The organism is Acetobacterium wieringae (assembly GCF_026646375.1).
Lineage (GTDB): Bacteria > Bacillota > Clostridia > Eubacteriales > Eubacteriaceae > Acetobacterium > Acetobacterium wieringae_A.
This window is the reverse complement of record NZ_JAIPPU010000008.1, coordinates 19,518-36,588: the sequence shown is the minus strand read 5'-3', so window position 1 is coordinate 36,588 and position 17,071 is coordinate 19,518. Positions and strand designations below refer to the sequence as shown.

Annotated in this window: 18 protein-coding genes and 1 riboswitch; of the genes, 3 read left to right on the top strand and 15 right to left on the bottom strand. The window is 45.7% G+C overall.

The genetic code is table 11. From position 1 onward, the window contains the following. Window positions 1-17: 17 nt before the first annotated feature. The 4 genes from Q7P33_RS08755 to Q7P33_RS08740 all read right to left on the bottom strand — a co-directional run bounded on the left by Q7P33_RS08755 (window position 18) and on the right by Q7P33_RS08740 (window position 4,476). Window positions 18-1,295, bottom strand: coding sequence for a heme ABC transporter ATP-binding protein (locus Q7P33_RS08755; protein WP_303869359.1), 1,278 nt, complete (start codon window positions 1,293-1,295; stop codon window positions 18-20). 1 nt (window position 1,296) lies between these two features. Continuing rightward, on the bottom strand, window positions 1,297-2,328 hold the full coding sequence (locus Q7P33_RS08750; RefSeq protein WP_303869356.1) for an iron ABC transporter permease: 1,032 nt from the start codon (window positions 2,326-2,328) through the stop codon (window positions 1,297-1,299). A 94-nt stretch (window positions 2,329-2,422) separates the two neighbouring features. Continuing rightward, window positions 2,423-3,379, bottom strand: coding sequence for an ABC transporter substrate-binding protein (locus Q7P33_RS08745; RefSeq protein WP_303869354.1), 957 nt, complete (start codon window positions 3,377-3,379; stop codon window positions 2,423-2,425). Window positions 3,380-3,483: 104 nt separating this feature from the next. Continuing rightward, a riboswitch (cobalamin riboswitch) is annotated at window positions 3,484-3,682 on the bottom strand. Continuing rightward, window positions 3,682-4,476, bottom strand: a complete 795-nt coding sequence (locus Q7P33_RS08740) for a sugar phosphate isomerase/epimerase (protein WP_303869351.1) — start codon at window positions 4,474-4,476, stop codon at window positions 3,682-3,684. (Overlaps the previous riboswitch by 1 nt.) Window positions 4,477-4,627: 151 nt before the next feature. On the opposite strand from Q7P33_RS08740, the gene Q7P33_RS08735 reads away from it, so the two are divergent. After that, window positions 4,628-5,368, top strand: a complete 741-nt coding sequence (locus Q7P33_RS08735; RefSeq protein WP_303869348.1) for a hypothetical protein — start codon at window positions 4,628-4,630, stop codon at window positions 5,366-5,368. Window positions 5,369-5,441: 73 nt separating this feature from the next. On the opposite strand, the gene Q7P33_RS08730 is transcribed toward Q7P33_RS08735, so the two are convergent. The 7 genes from Q7P33_RS08730 to Q7P33_RS08700 all read right to left on the bottom strand — a co-directional run bounded on the left by Q7P33_RS08730 (window position 5,442) and on the right by Q7P33_RS08700 (window position 12,905). Further along, window positions 5,442-6,410: a glycosyltransferase gene (locus Q7P33_RS08730; RefSeq protein WP_303869346.1), complete on the bottom strand. Its 969-nt coding sequence runs from the start codon at window positions 6,408-6,410 to the stop codon at window positions 5,442-5,444. Next, the gene (locus Q7P33_RS08725; RefSeq protein WP_303869344.1) at window positions 6,403-7,542 is read right to left on the bottom strand and encodes an NAD(P)/FAD-dependent oxidoreductase; all 1,140 of its coding nucleotides are present in this window, start codon (window positions 7,540-7,542) and stop codon (window positions 6,403-6,405) included. The genes Q7P33_RS08730 and Q7P33_RS08725 overlap by 8 nt, the downstream gene beginning before the upstream one ends. A gap of 1 nt (window position 7,543) precedes the next feature. Continuing rightward, window positions 7,544-8,656, bottom strand: a complete 1,113-nt coding sequence (locus Q7P33_RS08720) for a DegT/DnrJ/EryC1/StrS aminotransferase family protein (protein WP_303869342.1) — start codon at window positions 8,654-8,656, stop codon at window positions 7,544-7,546. Window positions 8,657-8,671: 15 nt separating this feature from the next. Then, window positions 8,672-9,403: a glycosyltransferase gene (locus Q7P33_RS08715; protein WP_303869339.1), complete on the bottom strand. Its 732-nt coding sequence runs from the start codon at window positions 9,401-9,403 to the stop codon at window positions 8,672-8,674. 18 nt (window positions 9,404-9,421) lie between these two features. Continuing rightward, window positions 9,422-10,453 carry an S-methyl-5-thioribose-1-phosphate isomerase gene (mtnA, locus tag Q7P33_RS08710; RefSeq protein WP_303869335.1) on the bottom strand — a complete coding sequence of 344 codons (1,032 nt, stop codon included), beginning with the start codon at window positions 10,451-10,453 and terminating at the stop codon, window positions 9,422-9,424. 2 nt (window positions 10,454-10,455) lie between these two features. Then, entirely contained in the window at window positions 10,456-11,211 is a 756-nt protein-coding gene (locus Q7P33_RS08705) for an MTAP family purine nucleoside phosphorylase (RefSeq protein ID WP_070369582.1), read from the bottom strand. A 302-nt stretch (window positions 11,212-11,513) separates the two neighbouring features. Beyond that, on the bottom strand, window positions 11,514-12,905 hold the full coding sequence (locus tag Q7P33_RS08700) for a DUF2284 domain-containing protein (protein WP_303869333.1): 1,392 nt from the start codon (window positions 12,903-12,905) through the stop codon (window positions 11,514-11,516). Between the two features lie 278 nt (window positions 12,906-13,183). Between Q7P33_RS08700 and Q7P33_RS08695 the strand changes: the two genes are divergently transcribed. Then, a complete protein-coding gene (locus tag Q7P33_RS08695) occupies window positions 13,184-13,876 on the top strand; it encodes an iron-sulfur cluster assembly scaffold protein (RefSeq protein ID WP_148637964.1) in 693 nt (230 codons plus the stop codon). Window positions 13,877-13,887: 11 nt separating this feature from the next. After that, window positions 13,888-14,886 carry a GGGtGRT protein gene (locus Q7P33_RS08690; protein WP_228878906.1) on the top strand — a complete coding sequence of 333 codons (999 nt, stop codon included), beginning with the start codon at window positions 13,888-13,890 and terminating at the stop codon, window positions 14,884-14,886. Window positions 14,887-15,140: 254 nt separating this feature from the next. Here Q7P33_RS08690 and Q7P33_RS08685 read toward each other — a convergent pair whose 3' ends face one another. The 4 genes from Q7P33_RS08685 to Q7P33_RS08670 form a co-directional block, all read right to left on the bottom strand. After that, window positions 15,141-15,968, bottom strand: coding sequence for a hypothetical protein (locus Q7P33_RS08685; RefSeq protein ID WP_303869325.1), 828 nt, complete (start codon window positions 15,966-15,968; stop codon window positions 15,141-15,143). Between the two features lie 162 nt (window positions 15,969-16,130). Continuing rightward, entirely contained in the window at window positions 16,131-16,280 is a 150-nt protein-coding gene (locus Q7P33_RS08680; protein ID WP_303869323.1) for a hypothetical protein, read from the bottom strand. Window positions 16,281-16,294: 14 nt separating this feature from the next. Further along, entirely contained in the window at window positions 16,295-16,582 is a 288-nt protein-coding gene (locus tag Q7P33_RS08675; RefSeq protein ID WP_303869322.1) for a DNA adenine methylase, read from the bottom strand. 6 nt (window positions 16,583-16,588) lie between these two features. Then, window positions 16,589-16,831 carry a hypothetical protein gene (locus Q7P33_RS08670; RefSeq protein WP_303869319.1) on the bottom strand — a complete coding sequence of 81 codons (243 nt, stop codon included), beginning with the start codon at window positions 16,829-16,831 and terminating at the stop codon, window positions 16,589-16,591. Between the last annotated feature and the right edge of the window lie 240 nt (window positions 16,832-17,071).

The window sequence follows — 17,071 nt, the reverse complement described above, 5'->3', positions numbered from 1 at the left end:
ATTATTTTTCTTTAATTTTATTTATCTTCTATCAGAGTCAAGGCTTTAACCATTTCAATAAATTCCTGATGGTCATCGATTTCGTGAATGGTCTTGTGCTTTTTGATCGCTTCCAGCCGCTTTTGCAGCTGACCATTTGTAAAATCGTTGTTTTGGCAATTGCGGTGAAAATATATCGCTCCCGGCAGCTTTTCCAGACCGTTCAGATTTGTGATGTTGCCGTGGCCAAAGGGCAGATCTGAAATCAGAATCAGATCACTTTTTGCCATCACCGCCAGGTTTTCTTCCTGTTTTTCACTGCTGATGGCCGTAAAAGGGCTTTCTTCAATCATCGGAATCCCCAGCACATCGCAGATGGTCCAATCATCGCTGCCCTGGTTGACCACCCCGGCAGTGAGCTGATGACCCATGGCCTCGAGTTCTTCGAGTACCTGGGACGCCCTGTTGCCGCCACAGATCACATGAATCCGCAAACTGCGATAGTCCTCCGATTCTTTAATCACCCGCAGGGGAATAATTTCCGGCTTTCCAAACAGCTTGTTCTCCTTGATAAACATTTTCATCTCATAAACTTTTTTAAGATTCACTTCGGTGATCACATCTTTGGGGATGCCATCCACAATTGCCTTGCCGTCTTTCATTAAAATCAGCCGGTTGCAGTAACGGGCGGCCAGATTAATATCATGCAGCACGGCCACCACCGTCATCGATTTTTTCAGGTTGAGATTGCGAATCAACTCCATTACCTCAATCTGGTGGTGGATATCCAGAGCCGAGGTCGGTTCATCCAACAGAATAATGTCCGGTTCCTGAGCAATCGCCCGGGCAATAATCACCCGCTGTTTTTCGCCGCCGCTGAGATTATTGTAGAGCCGTTTTCGAAACGGGAGGGTCTTGGTAGCCCGCATCGCCTCCGTCACAATGTGGTAGTCATTCTGACTTTCCCTGGTTCGATAACTTAAGTAGGGGTTTCGTCCCATCAGCACAATATCCTCAACGGTAAAATCATAGTCGATATCAAAGGACTGGGGTACCACTGCAATCATCTGGGCCCGTTCCCGTTGGCTATAGCTGGTATTGTCCTTTTCTTCCAGGGTGATGACCCCGGATTTCACCGGCAACAGACCAGACAAACATTTGAGCAGAGTCGACTTCCCGGTGCCGTTAGGACCGATCAGGCCGACAAACTCGCCCTGGCAGATGGTGGCGTTAAAGCCCTGCAGGATATCTTTTTCACCATAGCCAGAGACCACATCCTTAAAATCCAGCATGACTTTTGGCATTAGCCGTTCCATCTCAGACACCTCCCTGCTTGCGTTTTCTCAAAAGATAAACAAAGAAAGGTCCCCCGAAAGCAGCGGTGATAATCCCAACGGGAATTTCCTGCCCGGCCACCGTTCGGGCCAGGGTATCGCAAAGAATCAGAAACGCCCCGCCAAAGAGCAATGAGAATGGAATGAGTACCCGGTGTTTGGGCCCGGTTACCAGCCGCACAATATGCGGCACCACCAGTCCCACAAAACCGATGATCCCAGTTACCGAAACCACCGCCGCCGTCAGCAGGGACGAGGTAATCAGAATTTTCTTTTTTAACCGTTCGGTATCGACGCCCAGCTGGGTGGCGGTTTCCTCGCCCAGGAGCATGATATCGAGCTCTCGCACTGAAGTCAGCATGATCACCCCGCCAATCAGCACATAGGGCAGCACCGTTAAAACCTGATCCCAGCCCTTGCCGTTTAAACTGCCCATGATCCAGAACATAATCTGGGTCATCTCTTCCTGATTAAAAATCATCAGTAGATACATAATCGCACTGATGGTTTGACCAATGGCAATCCCGCTGAGCAGCAATGTCGCCACCGGTACCTTGCGCCCAACCCGGGAAATATTATAAACCACCAGAATCGTGGTAAAGGAACCAACAAAGGCTAAAATCGCCGTACCATTCATTCCGAACAAACTGCTGGAAAAATTCATGACAATGCCAACCGTCGCTCCCAAGGCGGCCCCGGAAGATACCCCTAAAATATAGGGGTCGGCCATCGGGTTTTTAAAAATGCCCTGGTAGGCGGCGCCACAGATAGCCAGCACTCCACCGGTAATAAAGGCCAAAATAATCCGGGGTAGACGGACATTCCAGATAATCGCAATGGCCCCGTCACTGATATTTTCCATCCCCAGATCGATATGAAAAATCTGATCCAATAGAATTTTATTGGCATCCCAAAAAGAAATCGATGCCACCCCCAATAAGGTACAGACGTAAATGATGATGATGCACATGGCAATGGACAGGATGATGCCATATTTCTTGACGGTATTCTTCATGTATTCTCCCACTAATCGTTTTGTCTGTTCACCCCCTGAGTCTCTCTACTTAAGAAAACCAGGGGGCGAACAGCCTTCGCCCCATCAGACAAACTTATTTGGTAAATATTTCCGGATAAATGCTTTTGGCAATTAAGGCCATCCCCTCAATAATCCGGGGACCGGGCCGCTGAATCATATCACTTTCCGGGGTCAGATATTCAAAGTAGATCAGTTGATCATTAATGATCGCATTGATCTTATCAAAACCAGCGGTGGCTTTAACATCCTCCGGTTTGGTATAAAGCGAAATATAAACATCCGGATTATCAGCAATGATTTCTTCGGTACTGAGCTGCGGCCATTGTTCTGCTCCATCAGCGGCAATATTGACTGCGTTCAAATCGGTCAGCATCGAATCCAAAGTGGACCCGGGACCAGCGGTATAGAATTTTCCGATATCAAAGAAAACTGACTTTTGGGTTTTGGCAGTCTTCGCCTTTTCGATTAACGCTTCTCGGTCAGCTTGCATTTTTTCGACGATTTCAGTCGCTTTGTCGTTGGCATTGGTGACCTCGCCAGCCTGAACAATATTGGCCAGGACGCCGTCAATATTGGCAGCATTAAAGGTAATTACCTTGGCGCCAGTGGCTTCCAACTGTTGTTTGATATCATCGGAGACAAAATCCGAGGCCACCACAATATCCGGTGCCAACTCAATAATTTTTTCCAGGGTTGGTGCGTTAAAACTACCAATATCGGTCACGGCTAAAGCGGCTTCGGGGTAATCACAGTATTTGGTCCGTCCGACGACCTTATCCCCCTGATCCAGGGCAAACAAGATTTCGGTTGTTGCTGGAGATAATGAGACGATCTTCTGGGGTTCTTTTTCGATGGTCACTGAATTACCGGCATTATCGGTTACCGTGACCGGGTAAGTGGTCGAGCCGCTTTTTGTTTCGACACCTGATTCATCCACTGTCGTTTTGCCTGGCTGACAGCCGGTAAAGGATACCATTAAAGCAATCACAGCAAGAACCACTAACCAATTTCGCATGTTTTTCTTTTTCATTTTCGTCCTTCTTTTTCTTTATTTTTTTGCATTTTTTGCAAAAATAAATCCAGCTTCCTGTGGAGGCTGGATACTAAACAAACGGTTTAATCCTGTTCTTCCCACCGAAGAATATCAATGATTATGAGTGTCCTGACTTATGCGTGTCCTTGGTTCTCCCACTCCATCCATAAGACAGTGGTACAAAAACCGCGTTGGCAATTACAGTAGCGGGGGCTGTAGAGGTCTTTCACCTCTTTCCTCATCACTTCTTTATTTATATTAGTGGCAGTGTATCATAGAATCGACAACATTTCAATTGATTATTTTTGCGGTAATTTTTCATTGTTTGTGTTCAGACTGTGAAGCACCGCCCGGGCAAAATCAAGCGGTTCCTTTTCCCGCCAGGCTTCATTGGCCAACACCTCATAGGAAATGGTCGTAATCGTTGGCACGGTCAGGATTTCAGCCATTACCTGATCCAGCGGAATCTCCCCTTCACCGGGAATCCAGTGGCGGTCAGCCGCAAAATCATTGTCTGATAAATGCAGCGCCTTAATCCGCTGCTTGTGTATTTTTAGAATCCGGCCGCAGTTCTGCTCTTCCAGAAAATCGTGAGAACTATCATAACACATGCCAAACCGGGGGGCATCAATCTGATCCAGCAGATAACAAAGCAGATGCTGCCGGGAGACATTTTCTACCGCCAGATCGACATCGTATTTTTCGGCCGCATCTGCCAGCTCGGAGAAAAAGGCCAGGCCCTTATCGAGATCCGGCTCAAATTCGTCGAGATCATTGGTGTGCATCACCATCGCCGGGATTTCAAAGGCCTGGCAATCTTTAAGATAGTCCTTAAAGAGCTGCAGCTTAGGCTTTATCTCCATCCGGGATGCGGTCCAAATGTCGCTGTATCCGATAAAAGGAGCATGGATATTGGTGATCTCCAAACCGTTTTTTCGAACCAGCTCCGGGAATTCTTCTTTTTTTAAGGCCCAAGGCTCAAACTCATCCTCCCAGGAAATCATTGCTTCTTCAAAACCGGCATCGGCAATGATTTTGATGCGGTCTTCAAATTTCATAAAATAGCCAAACCAGGAAAACATACTATACTTCATTACACTCTCTCATTCTCAATCTTTTTGATACACAACTTGCCTAAACACCGCTATTTTTTCCTGTGTCTTTCAATTGCGTCACTGGTCATCTTTTTAAAACTGCGTTATAATACAACTAGCACAAAAATCTAAATAAACACGGAGTTCATTTATGAAAAAACATTACAAAGGAATCCTACTCGCTCTGGGATTTATTACGCTTTCAGCCTTACTCTACTATTTGCATTTTCTATTCTTTCATGATTCGCATCATATTTTTATTTATCTGCTTGGCGATATCGCCTTTTTGCCCATTGAAGTCCTGCTGGTTTCAGTGATTTTTCACAAAGTCATCGAAGATAAAGATAAAAATGAACGTTTCAAAAAAATCAATATGGTACTTGGGGTCTATTTCACCGAAGCCGGCATTGAACTGATGCAGTTTTTTTCGCAAGAGGATGATCAACTGGCGGACTTTCGGAATTATCTGATGATTCAGCCCCACTGGGAGACCACAGATTATAAAAAAGCCATCAAACAGGTAAAAAGTCTTGATCTCCATTTGAACTTTAACCCCCATTGTCTGATGGCCCTCTCCGAATTTCTGACCTCGCGACGGGATCTTTTTTTAAAACTCCTGGAAAACCCCATCCTGGTTGAACATGATACCTTTACCGATCTTGTTTTAGCCCTGACCCATGCCCAACAGGAACTGTCCAGCCGCAAAAATCTTGAACACCTCACTGAAAATGACTATCACCACTTGATGTCCGATATTGAGCGGGCTTACAAACTGCTATTGCTGGAATGGCTGTTTTACATGATGCACCTGCGCAAATCCTACCCGTTTCTCTATTCATTTTACCTGCGAACCAATCCCTTTGATCCTGATGCCGAGGTTGAAATTCAATAACGTTGGTTTGACTGACTTTATACGAAATGTGATAACTGCCGTACCGATAATTGGTCGGTACGGCTGTTTTAGGCTACTCGCTGATCGTTTCCACCGACTCGATGGTGTATTTCTGTTTGCTGAAGACCAGTTCCATCAGCATTGATAAGTATTTAATAATCACCGCCAGAATCACAAAAACCCCAAAGAAACCAAAGACGATGACCAGCATCATTGAGGTATAGCCGGACACCACGTCTTCGGTAACATAACTGACCAGAGTATAGATGCCGATGCCAAAGGTGGCCACCATCATAAAGACCGCCGCCAACAGGGTCATTTTGTAAGCCACGTTGGTAAACAGAATCAGCGAATCGGAGGCCATTTCTTTGCGCTGATAGCGGGTTTCCTTATCGTATCCCTTGGTGCAGGAGCGGTCATTGTCGTACTCGATGGTGTCGATCTTCAAGCCGCAGTTGGCGTAAACCGCCTTACGGTAGGGAATCGTCTTGCTCATCGAATGAACCCGGTTAATCGCCCGACGTGACAACACCCGGAAGTTTTCGGTTCGCAGGGGATGGGGGCTGCGGGAATACCGGTTAAAGACCGCATAAAACAGTCGCGAGGTCTTGCGCCCGCATTTTTTCGGGGCAGCATTGACGATATCAAAACCGGTGAGGCTGCGGTCATAGACATACATCATCAACTCGGCCTCATAATCCATCACCATGTTATCAAATTCAAAAACGAAATCGCCGATGGACAGATCAATCCCGGCATTCATGGCCAGCTCAACACCCTGGTAAAAGCTCATGTTGACGACGTTGATAACGGTGCCGGAAATGCTTTTGCCAATCTCCCGGATCACCGCCAGGCTGTTGTCATCCGAGGCATCATTAACACAGATTATCTGATAGCTTTCAAAATTGGCACTTAAAACGGCATTGATTTTTTCCAGAAAATCCCGGATCCGCTCTTCATCATTATAAATATAGATCACCGCCGAAACAAAGTTCTTTTCTTTATCCCGAACTGTCACCTTCTTTTCTTGCTGTCTAGTCATTTTTTAACACCTCATCCAAATCGTAAACCGTGTTTATTTTTCCCGACAATACCGAGACAAAGGTCGGTTTTTCGCTGACCTTGCGGACCACCGTGGGCCGGGAGTCGTCCACCTCGGAAGCCTTTAAGATCGGCTTCATGGAATAGAGTGAGCCCTCGTAGCTAAAGCCGTATTCGGCCTTTAGATATTTTTTTGCCATATTGGACATGTAGGGCCAGGCTGATTGGGGCTTTGCGACGCAGTCGTTGCAATTGCCCAGCTGCTCGGGACTGCAATATCCCCAACTCTTTGCTTGACAGTTAAACTTCGGCAGACTGTCAAAAGACGAGACATGGGGGGTAAAGGTTACCGACGTCAGGGAGTGATAGCCGGTTTTGCCAAAAGGCATGACCGAAAAAAAAGGCCCGTCCATCACGGTAATGCCGACCTCCCGAAGTTTGTCCTGAGGTTGACAGAGAATGATTTCGCAGAGCTCGTACTTTATTTTAAAGGGTTCATAACCAGCCAGACTAAGAATCTGATTGGTGGAGCCATAGGTGGCGTTAAGAAGAAAGCCCGTTTCTAAAACGGCACCGCTTTCCAGCGTCAAAACGTAACTGTCGGGCCCCTTGTCAATCTGCTGCAGTCGAACACCATAGTTGATTTCAACATTTTTCATTCCGACCAGCGCATCGACAAAAAACTGCCCCAGAATCCCGGCGTCATAGGTATATTCTTTGGTCAGGTAAGCCCCATCACAAAGGCCTTTTTTAAAATACTTATCGGGCATTAATTCGTCGCAGGGAATCTCAGCGGCCTGACAGAACTGAACAAACTGTTCCCGGTTGGTCCAGCTGAAGCTGTCGCTGGTGGCATAAACCTGATCAAAGGCACTGTGAATGCAGAAATCATAATCCTTGATAAAACGGTTGAAATAATGAGCCGATTTGATCGCCGTGGCATAGGAGCGGGGATAATGATAGCCCATATGAACCCGTGCCTGGTTGATATAGGTAGCCCGCTGAAAGGGGGATTTTTCCCATTCCAGCACCAGCACCCGCTCCCCTCGCTCGCCACAGAGCTTGGCGGCATAAAGGCCGTAAAGCCCGGCGCCGATAATGATCTTATCCCATTTGCTTTTGTTTTTGGTCATCTTATTGCTCCAATGCCTTGGGCACAAAAGCGTTGATAGCGGCCACCACCGTATCAATTTCAGCCTCGGTCATGCCATAAAAAAGCGGCAGCGATAAGACCTCGTCGGCCAGCTTTTCGGTAATCGGCAGACTGCCCGGGCCGATCTTTAAATACGCATAGGCTTCCGACAGATGGGGTGGGATCGGGTAGTGAATAATACTGCCAATGCCCTGCGCTTCCAGATAATCTTTCAGCTCATCCCGATAGGCGGTGGTGATGACAAACTGATGCCAGACTGTGGTGGCCTGATCCCGGAGCTTTGGCAGCGCAATCACCGGATTGTTCATTTCTTTAAGATAGGCCGTACAGACCCGGTTGCGGTCGGCATTAAGCGCGTCCAGATAACGAAGCTTAACGTTTAGCAGCCCGGCCTGAAGCTCATCGAGCCGGGAATTGGTGCCGACAACCTTATTATAATAGCGCTTCTCACTGCCGTAAAAACGATACATCCGAAAGGCCTGATCCAGTTCGGCACTGTTAGTGGTAATGGCTCCGCCATCCCCAAAAGCGCCGAGGTTTTTAGACGGATAAAAACTAAAACAGCCGATATCCCCAAACGAACCGGTCATCTGACCCTGATAAGTGGCGCCGTGGCTCTGGGCACAATCCTCCACCAGATAAAGCTTGTGCTTTTTGGCAAGCGCCACAATCTTATCCATTTCGCAGCAAGTACCGTAAAGGTGCACCACCAAAATGGCTTTGGTCTTTTCGGTAATCTGCGCTTCGATTTTGTCCGCATCAATGCTGTGGTAAGCGTCCGGCTCCACAAAAACCGGGGTGGCATCGTTAATGGTGATGCCCATGACGCTGGCAATATAGGTATTGGCCGGAACGATGACCTCGTCGCCGGCGCCAATGCCCAAGACCCGAAACGATAACCACAGGGCATCTAAGCAGTTGCCCAGACCGACGCAGTAATTGGTGCCGACATAGCTGGCAAAATCTTTTTCAAAGCGTGCTACCTCATCCCCAAGCACATAGCTGCCGCTTCTTAAAATTTCCAGGGCTTTGTTTTCGTATTCCGCTTGATGCTCGTTGAAATGCCGAAGTAAATTGTTTGCTGGTACCTTCATCTTAACTCCTTGCTGTCAGCCTTTTGTTCGATCTTCTTTGATAAACTCTGACTTTAAAAATTTGATCTGCTTGAGATAGGATACCACAGTTTTAACAACCTTTACCTTAGTATCGTAATCATCTTTCCAGATTACCGGAATATCATAAACGGCAATGCCCTGGCGCTCGGCCCGCAGCAACAGCTCAACGCAATAAAACCAGCCATTGTCCTGGCTGGAAGCGGCAATTAACTGATCAAAGGTGTCTTTTCGGTAAAAATCAAAGCCACATAGGGCATCGGTAAACTTATTTTTAAACACCACATGCAAGAGGCTATTAAGCCCCCGGGATGTCAATTCCCGGGTTGGCTTGCGCCCCATCACGGCCGAATTTTTCATCAGCCGGGAACCCTTGATAATTTTTACATCCGGCTGGTTTGAAAAAATGTCCTTCACTTCTCTTAAGTGCTCAATACTGGTGGACAAATCGATGTCCATATAGCCGATCACTTCACAGCTGTTGGCAGCGGCACCGGTTCGCAGCGCCACGCCAACCCCTTTTTCCGGCGTTTTTAGATATTGGACTTCTTTATACTTTTCACACAAACGGCGGCTGATGGCCTCGGTGGCATCGGTGGAGCCGTTATCGATGATAGTCAGCTGATAATCAAACAGCTTGTTTTTTTTGAGGAATATCAGGGTTTTTAAAATCCCTTTTTCGAGTCGCCGTTCTTCATCAAGAACGGGAAATAATATATTTACTTTCATACGTCATCCTTTAGCTTTTTATTCGTTTAGCTTGGGAATATTTAGATCATAAGGCGGATAGACCACTCCTTTTTCAGTGATGATCGCCGTGACATTCTGGTGCGGGGTGACATCAAAGGCCGGATTTTCCATAGCGACCCCATCCGGTGCCACCTGAATCCCACCAATATGGCTGATCTCCCGGCAGTCCCGTTGTTCGATGACGATTTCATCGCCGGATTTCATCGCAAAATCAATGGTCGAGGTTGGTGCCGCCACATACATCGGGATACCATGGGCCTTGGCCAGTACCGACACCGAATAGGTGCCGATTTTATTGGCGACATCGCCATTTAGCGCAATCCGATCGGCGCCGACAATGACGCCGTCAATTTTGCCCTGCTTCATCATCCAGCCCGCCATGTTGTCGGTGATCAACGTCACCGGAATGCCGTCGGCGTGGAGCTCATAGGCCGTCAGCCGGGCACCCTGTAAAAACGGCCGGGTTTCATCGGCATAGACAGAAATATTCTTGCCCGCTTCATGGGCGGCCCGGATCACGCCCAGGGCGGTGCCGTAATCGGCGGTGGCCAGAGCACCCGCATTGCAGTGGGTCAAGAGGGTATCACCTTCGTGGATCAGTTCGGCGCCATGCTTGCCCATGTCCCGGCACATCTGAATGTCCTCGGCACAGATCGCATCGGCTTCCTGTTTTAAAATCGCCACCAGCTCGGCCGGTTCTTTATCGGCATTGGCCGCCATCACATCTTCCATCCGCTTAATCGCCCAGAATAAATTCACGGCGGTGGGACGGGTAGACGCCAGTAATTCGCAAACTTCTTTCATTTTAACATAAAAAACATCTTTTGGCTCGTTTTGATATTCAAGCGCTCCAAAATAAACACCGTAGCCAGCGGTTACCCCGATGGCCGGTGCACCCCGGACAATCATATCGACAATCGCTTTGGCAATTTCCCGATAATCGGTATAGGAATAAACAATGAACTCCGTGGGAAGCTTGGTCTGATCAATCAGCCTTAGCTTCCCCTCTTCAAAATAAACAGGTTTCAAGCCTACACCTCTAATTTATCGATGAGCTTAAAGATCAACGCTTTTACTTTTTCGGCATTTTCGTTTAAAACCCGGATCACATCCTCGTTGGTGACTGGTTTAATGTCGGGATGGCCTTCGAGCCCGGCATCGTAATCGGTGGTCAGGGCAATGTTCACCACCGGGATTTCCTGTTCCAGACAGAGATAGCCTTCGGGATACTGGGTCATATTAACCACATCGGCACCCAGCATCGCAAACATCCGGCTTTCAGCCACGGTTGAGAAACGGGGCCCGTTAATGACGATCACTGTCCCGCCAAAATGCGCCGTAATTCCGCATTCTTTAGCCGCTTCCATCGCCAGCACCCGCAGGTTTTTATCGTATGGATGGGCCGAACTGAGATGATTGACCTTCGGTTTTTCAAAAAAGGTATCCTTGCGGCCAGAGGTCATATTGATAAACTGATCGGTGATCACAAAATCGCCGGGTTTGATATCAAACTTAAGACTCCCCACACAGCAGGGCGAGATAATGGCTTTGACCCCCAGGGTTTTTAAGGCATAGATATTGGCCCGGTAATTAATTTCAGACGGATTGAGCGTATGCTCTTTGCCGTGCCGGGGCAAAAAGGCCACCGTTTTTTCGCCTACTTTGACCAGGCTGATATCGTCCGAGGGCTTGCCATAAGGGGTGTCCACTTCAATTTTTTTCACATCACTACTGAGTTCATAAAGACCGGAACCGCCAATAACACCAATGTCTGCTGAATAATACATCATTTCTCTCCTTCAAATTGTTTTTATTTAGGTGATATAAAATTACTACCGTGAGCTTTACGATCAGTTTCGCACGAAACAATTTTTACACTGTACGGCGGACAGTTCGATGAACTGTTCGCCTACACGTTACAAAATTGTTTGTGGAAACTGATCGCAAAGCAATGATTGTTCGATATTTTTGATTTTCTCTCAAATATCGAGTTGATTTTAGGCATTTCAGAAAGTACCGAGATACAAATTAGATTGTGCCCGAGATGACAAAGCTCATCCCAAACACAATCTCGATCGTTACTACTATTCTATTCGGGAATCACCAGGGTTGCCAGGGTTGACTTGGTGACAATGGTTTCTTCCTCGTCATCAAGGCTGGCTTTAAAACCCAACCACTGATATTTGCTGTCGTCCTCTTCTTCTGCGACTGTCTCTTCACTCACTTCCGAAACCGCTTCTTCAACTGCATCACAGCTGACTGCTGGTTCGGACACTGCTTCTTCAGCTGCCGCTTCTTCGACCTGGGGTACAGCCAGATCCGGACACACTTCCCCGGCTGGCTCAGTCGCTTCATTTTCCGCCGGTATTTCTTCGCCGTCGAGAATCAGCTCGGTCATTTTGGGAATCGGCCGTTTCACGATTTCGTCGTCATCAAGGTTGGCCTTAAAGCCCAGCCATTGATACTTGCTGTCGTCTTCTTCCTCAATCACCACTTCGGGAGCTTCCGATTCGGCCGTTAGGGTAACCACTTCCACCAGCACCTCTTCTGCCTTAACTTCCGGGGCCGTGTCTTCTTCGTAGATTTTTTGTGCTTCCACTTCTTGTGCTGTCATTTCCGGAATCACGTCTTCTTCACCCTGAATGGTGACCGTATAGCCCTTTTTCATAGCCAATTCCTCAGGGTTTTTATCGGCCTTATAGCCGACCCAGCTTTTCTGGGGCCGATAAGCTGGAATTTCATCATCGATAATCCTAGCTCTGGCGGCAACCGCCGCTCTGCCGCCATGGATGGTTTCTTCCGGTTTGATGACTTCCGAAACCTGGAACTCATCCACCGGCGCCCGGTGTTTGTCCCGTTCCCAGCTTTTCTTTTTATCAGGGAAATATTTTTTGAGGATTTCTTTGGGAATTTCTTCATTGCAAAGGATTGCCGACACCGAGGTCAGCACCTCCGGCAAGCGGTAGGTATCACCCCACTTGATTGTCATGCCGACCTCATATTTAAGCAGATCGGCCACATTAAAGCCAAGCGACTCCAATGAAAAGCGCATCATGCCGGGATGACGGCATGGTTCATTGGTTTTTCTGGCGCAGGCCAGCCCCTGGGTTTCGCAGATCGGGCAATTGCCGGGAATCAGCCCGATCACCCCATCGACTTCGTTTTCAATTTCCAGTAGGGTTTTCCAGGTCATCACCTTGATCGCCTGGAGTTTGTCAGTGCAGTAGTCTTTAACTGCCTGAGGATCACGGATATTTCTTAAATCTTCCCGGGAGACCTCAAACTGTCTGCCGATGATGTGCATGTATTTAAACTGTTTTAGAAAGATTGCTTCATCAAATGCGTAAGTTGGGCAGGACCAGTATTTGGAAAAATTTGGACATGCCTTGCAAAAGCCCAGCGTCTTGTCCCGGTCGAAATACTCATCCATTAAGTACTCCACTCTTTTTGCTCCCAGGCTAAGTTTATTTTTCAATTCCATTCGTTTACATCCCTTCTCAATCAATCCGCAGATCAATCGACCAATTATCTATCGTTTCATTTAATAAATTTTTAAGATAAGTTCCCGAACCAAAGATAAAATTCACCTATTTTAGGTTCTTGCCCTATTCTACATCGATTTCGCCATTTCATCAATTAAACTTTTTGTCCTATTCGGGTATTTTTCCCCGATTCGTAAAAATGACAAAATATTACCTGTTTATTTTGAAATTTTAAGTTTATAATTAAAGGAGTAATTTTTTGAAGGGAGATTAATGAATGGAATATTCTCACGAAATTAAAAGAATGTGTACCGTTGGTAATAACGCAAACCACGGTTGTGCCCCAATCCCAGAGGAGGGAAAATGGGTTCAGGCAAAAGAAGTCACCGACATCTCCGGTTTAACACACGGTATTGGCTGGTGTGCTCCACAACAAGGCGCCTGTAAATTAACCCTTAATGTAAAGGATGGCATCATCGAGGAATGTCTGATTGAAACCATCGGTTGTTCGGGAATGACTCATTCAGCTTCGATGGCCTCTGAAATTATGCCAGGAAAAACAATCTTAGAAGCACTTAACACAGATTTAGTTTGTGACGCAATTAACACCGCCATGCGGGAATTGTTTTTACAAATCGTATATGGTCGTACCCAAACGGCATTCTCTGAGGGCGGCCTCCCCGTTGGCGCCGGACTTGAAGATTTGGGCAAAGGTTTGCGAAGCCAGGTTGGTACCACCTATGGTACCCTTGCCAAAGGTCCCCGCTACCTGGAAATTGCCGAAGGTTATATCCAGAAATTGGCCTTAAACAAAAACGATGAAATCGTTGGTTACTCCTTCGTTCATCTTGGAAAAATGATGGAAAGTATCAATAACGGCGTTGAGCCAGCCGTCGCTTTGGAAAAAGCCTCTGGCAAGTACGGACAATTCGACGATGCAGTCAAATACATCGATCCAAGAAAAGAATAGGAGGAAATCACATGGCATTATTTGAAAGTTATGAAAGAAGAATCGCTAAAATTGAAGAAGTTTTAGCTGCCAATGGCATTGCCTCTTTAGAAGAAGCAAAAGCGATTTGTGATGAAAAAGGCATTGATGTGGCTGGCATTGTTAAAGGCATTCAGCCAATCTGTTTTGAAAACGCCTGCTGGGCGTACACCCTGGGTGCGGCTCTGGCAATTAAACGCGGCATTACCAATGCGGCTGACGCCTCTGAAGTCATCGGCGAAGGCTTACAGGCTTTCTGTATTCCCGGTTCGGTGGCTGAACAACGGAAGGTTGGTTTAGGTCATGGGAACCTCGGCGCGATGCTTTTACGAGAAGAAACCGAATGCTTTGCCTTTTTAGCTGGCCATGAATCCTTTGCGGCGGCTGAAGGTGCCATCGGGATCGCCCGCTCGGCTAACAAGGTTCGTCAAAAACCGCTGCGGGTTATCTTAAACGGCCTGGGCAAAGACGCTGCTCTGATTATTTCCCGGGTCAACGGCTTTACCTATGTTAAAACCGATTATAACTACGCCACCGGTGAACTAAACATCGTTTCACGAACCCCATATTCCGACGGCGAACGGGCTGCCGTTAACTGCTACGGCTGTAACGATGTCCAGGAAGGCGTGGCCATCATGCATTATGAAGGTGTTCACGTTTCCATCACCGGAAACTCCACCAACCCGACCCGATTCCAACACCCGGTTGCCGGCACCTATAAAAAAGAAGCCCTGGAACAAGGCAAAAAATATTTCTCCGTGGCCTCCGGCGGCGGTACTGGCCGAACCCTGCACCCGGACAACATGGCCGCTGGTCCAGCATCCTACGGGATGACCGACACCATGGGCCGAATGCATTCTGATGCTCAATTCGCCGGTTCTTCATCGGTTCCTGCCCATGTTGAAATGATGGGTCTGATCGGAATGGGGAATAATCCAATGGTTGGCGCGACGGTTTCTGTGGCGGTGGCGATTGAGGAAGCAAGTAAGTAGACTATAGCCTTATTTACTACCGTATCATGCGATTTCGGGGTCGTTCATTTGAGATCATTTGAAGTCGTATGACACAAGTATGAGATAGGTATGACACAAATTTTATAAATGAAACCCCAGGTTTTTAAGCCTGGGGTTTTTGATTTGCAAATTTCTCTGGACACCCTGATTAAGAGTCAGGGGAATATGACTGATTTACTGTTTCTAGAAGTTGTGTCGCCATTTTATCGCCATTTTTATATGAAAATAGTCAATCAGTCGCAGTTGATATACCCACATTTAGGACAAACATTATGAAATTTTGTATACCCTGTATATTTACATCTTGGGCATACATTAATTTGTATATCGGAATTTGCCTTTTCAATCTCATACTGAACTTTTGGAAGAACTTCTCTAATGAAGTCAATATATTTTTCGCTTACAATTTCACCATGAACACCGCGATTACAAATATTTATTATTTCGATAACAGGTTCATATATTCTACCAGGTATTAACTCAGCTTGCACAAGATGCCTAAGCATCGCCGTAATCGTTCGTCGACCTCTATTATAATCAGTTTTATCACACAATTCAGCTAAAGAATTTTCAATGCTTAAACGAACTGAAAAAAGAATAATCGACTGTTCAGAGACTCCTAATTCTTCAAGACTAAGAATATCATCATCTTGTTGTTCTATTTCGTTTTCGTTATTTTTTTGCATTTCTTCTTTCAAATCATTTAGAACTTGCTCAGAAGGCAAAACATTTCCTATATTAACATTTTGTACAGAAGAATTGTTGATCTTAAAATCCATCAATTGCAACCGTAAATCTGTTAATCCATCTTTTATCTCTTTTTTCGCTTCTTCTACTTCCTTCTTTAATTTAATACCTAAAAATTCCATTTCTGAAAATAACGGAAATAATAGTAGTATTAACCACAAAACAAAGATCAAGTTCATGGCATTGAATTCTTTTAGCTGAAATATATTTTCATCATTTCTATTGAAAAAGACATACAAAGAACTTGTTAGCAATAATACTAGATACCACCATTTCCGTTTAATATAGGCAAATAAATTATCGAAACGTCGCATATAACACCGCTTTCACTTATTTCATAAATCATATTTTTTTAGTTTATATAAATAATTACAAACAGAACAATCTAAAGTTTCAATGAAAAGTCACCTCATACCAAAAGCCCCCACATCGTAAGGCCCTTTAATATAAGGTTGTCTCTTAGTAATTCGTGATTATTACTTCATTGTATTCTTTATTTTTTTCATCATGCCGCTCAAGAGCGAATTTCTTCGGCTGATTTTGATCAGGTTAAAGCCCTGATACAACTCCCGGACAAAATCATCATTGCTATAACTCAGTATAAACTTTCCTTTGATTTCTTTCAAGCAATCTCTTAATCTTATATGATCGGCATCACCAAATCCGGTTTGACAGTGTTTTCAGTGCCATGATAAGGTGGATCAAGATAGAAAAGCGCCCCGGGCCTGTCATGTACCTTAATGATCCGTTCACAATCTCTGTTTTCAATCACCACGCCATTTAATCGGACGCTGATCTCACTCAGGTAGTCAGTGCTTTTATTGAGGTTCTTCTTTGTACCGCCAAAGGTCTTTCTATCGGCTCCATATGTCGTTTTGATGATCATGAAATACCGCCCAGCTCGTTGAATGCCGGTTAATCCTCGCATATCAATCTAAGATTTGAAGTCATCAAAAAACTCCCTGGAATTCAGAACACTGGTTATTTCTTTTTTAACTTCATCCGGGTGAAATTTCATACAGCGGAACAAATTGGTCAGCTGGCCATCAAAATCGTTATAAATTTCCAGATCGGCGTGCTTATCTTTTGCAAAGAGCACCCAATCGGCACCACCAAAGACACTTTTAGCCGAAGAGTATCGATAATCACAATCCATGGCGTATGTAAGGTAAACCAAAATTTTAACATACGGTAATTTTTGACTCAAACAATTGGTAAATAACAGACTCCTCTCTATTTTTATAAAATAGAGAGTTATATCCTTGCTTTTTCTGAGCAGAATCAAAAGAAAACAAGACTGTTATGATTCGCCGTGAACTTCAATGAGAACCAATGTTTAAAACTTTAAAATCTGTATTAAACACATGTTAGTTTTTATTGTCATCTCAATCACTTTATGTGCAACACCATTTCTTAA

Excerpts from the sequence above, each read along its gene's own strand:
- Q7P33_RS08755 (WP_303869359.1), bottom strand. The coding sequence starts at position 1,295 with ATGGAACGGCTAATGCCAAAAGTCATGCTGGATTTTAAGGATGTGGTC.
- Q7P33_RS08750 (WP_303869356.1), bottom strand. The coding sequence starts at position 2,328 with ATGAAGAATACCGTCAAGAAATATGGCATCATCCTGTCCATTGCCATG.
- Q7P33_RS08745 (WP_303869354.1), bottom strand. The coding sequence starts at position 3,379 with ATGAAAAAGAAAAACATGCGAAATTGGTTAGTGGTTCTTGCTGTGATT.
- Q7P33_RS08740 (WP_303869351.1), bottom strand. The coding sequence starts at position 4,476 with ATGAAGTATAGTATGTTTTCCTGGTTTGGCTATTTTATGAAATTTGAA.
- Q7P33_RS08735 (WP_303869348.1), top strand. The coding sequence starts at position 4,628 with ATGAAAAAACATTACAAAGGAATCCTACTCGCTCTGGGATTTATTACG.
- Q7P33_RS08730 (WP_303869346.1), bottom strand. The coding sequence starts at position 6,410 with ATGACTAGACAGCAAGAAAAGAAGGTGACAGTTCGGGATAAAGAAAAG.
- Q7P33_RS08725 (WP_303869344.1), bottom strand. The coding sequence starts at position 7,542 with ATGACCAAAAACAAAAGCAAATGGGATAAGATCATTATCGGCGCCGGG.
- Q7P33_RS08720 (WP_303869342.1), bottom strand. The coding sequence starts at position 8,656 with ATGAAGGTACCAGCAAACAATTTACTTCGGCATTTCAACGAGCATCAA.
- Q7P33_RS08715 (WP_303869339.1), bottom strand. The coding sequence starts at position 9,403 with ATGAAAGTAAATATATTATTTCCCGTTCTTGATGAAGAACGGCGACTC.
- Q7P33_RS08705 (WP_070369582.1), bottom strand. The coding sequence starts at position 11,211 with ATGTATTATTCAGCAGACATTGGTGTTATTGGCGGTTCCGGTCTTTAT.
- Q7P33_RS08700 (WP_303869333.1), bottom strand. The coding sequence starts at position 12,905 with ATGGAATTGAAAAATAAACTTAGCCTGGGAGCAAAAAGAGTGGAGTAC.
- Q7P33_RS08695 (WP_148637964.1), top strand. The coding sequence starts at position 13,184 with ATGGAATATTCTCACGAAATTAAAAGAATGTGTACCGTTGGTAATAAC.
- Q7P33_RS08690 (WP_228878906.1), top strand. The coding sequence starts at position 13,888 with ATGGCATTATTTGAAAGTTATGAAAGAAGAATCGCTAAAATTGAAGAA.
- Q7P33_RS08685 (WP_303869325.1), bottom strand. The coding sequence starts at position 15,968 with ATGCGACGTTTCGATAATTTATTTGCCTATATTAAACGGAAATGGTGG.
- Q7P33_RS08675 (WP_303869322.1), bottom strand. The coding sequence starts at position 16,582 with ATGCGAGGATTAACCGGCATTCAACGAGCTGGGCGGTATTTCATGATC.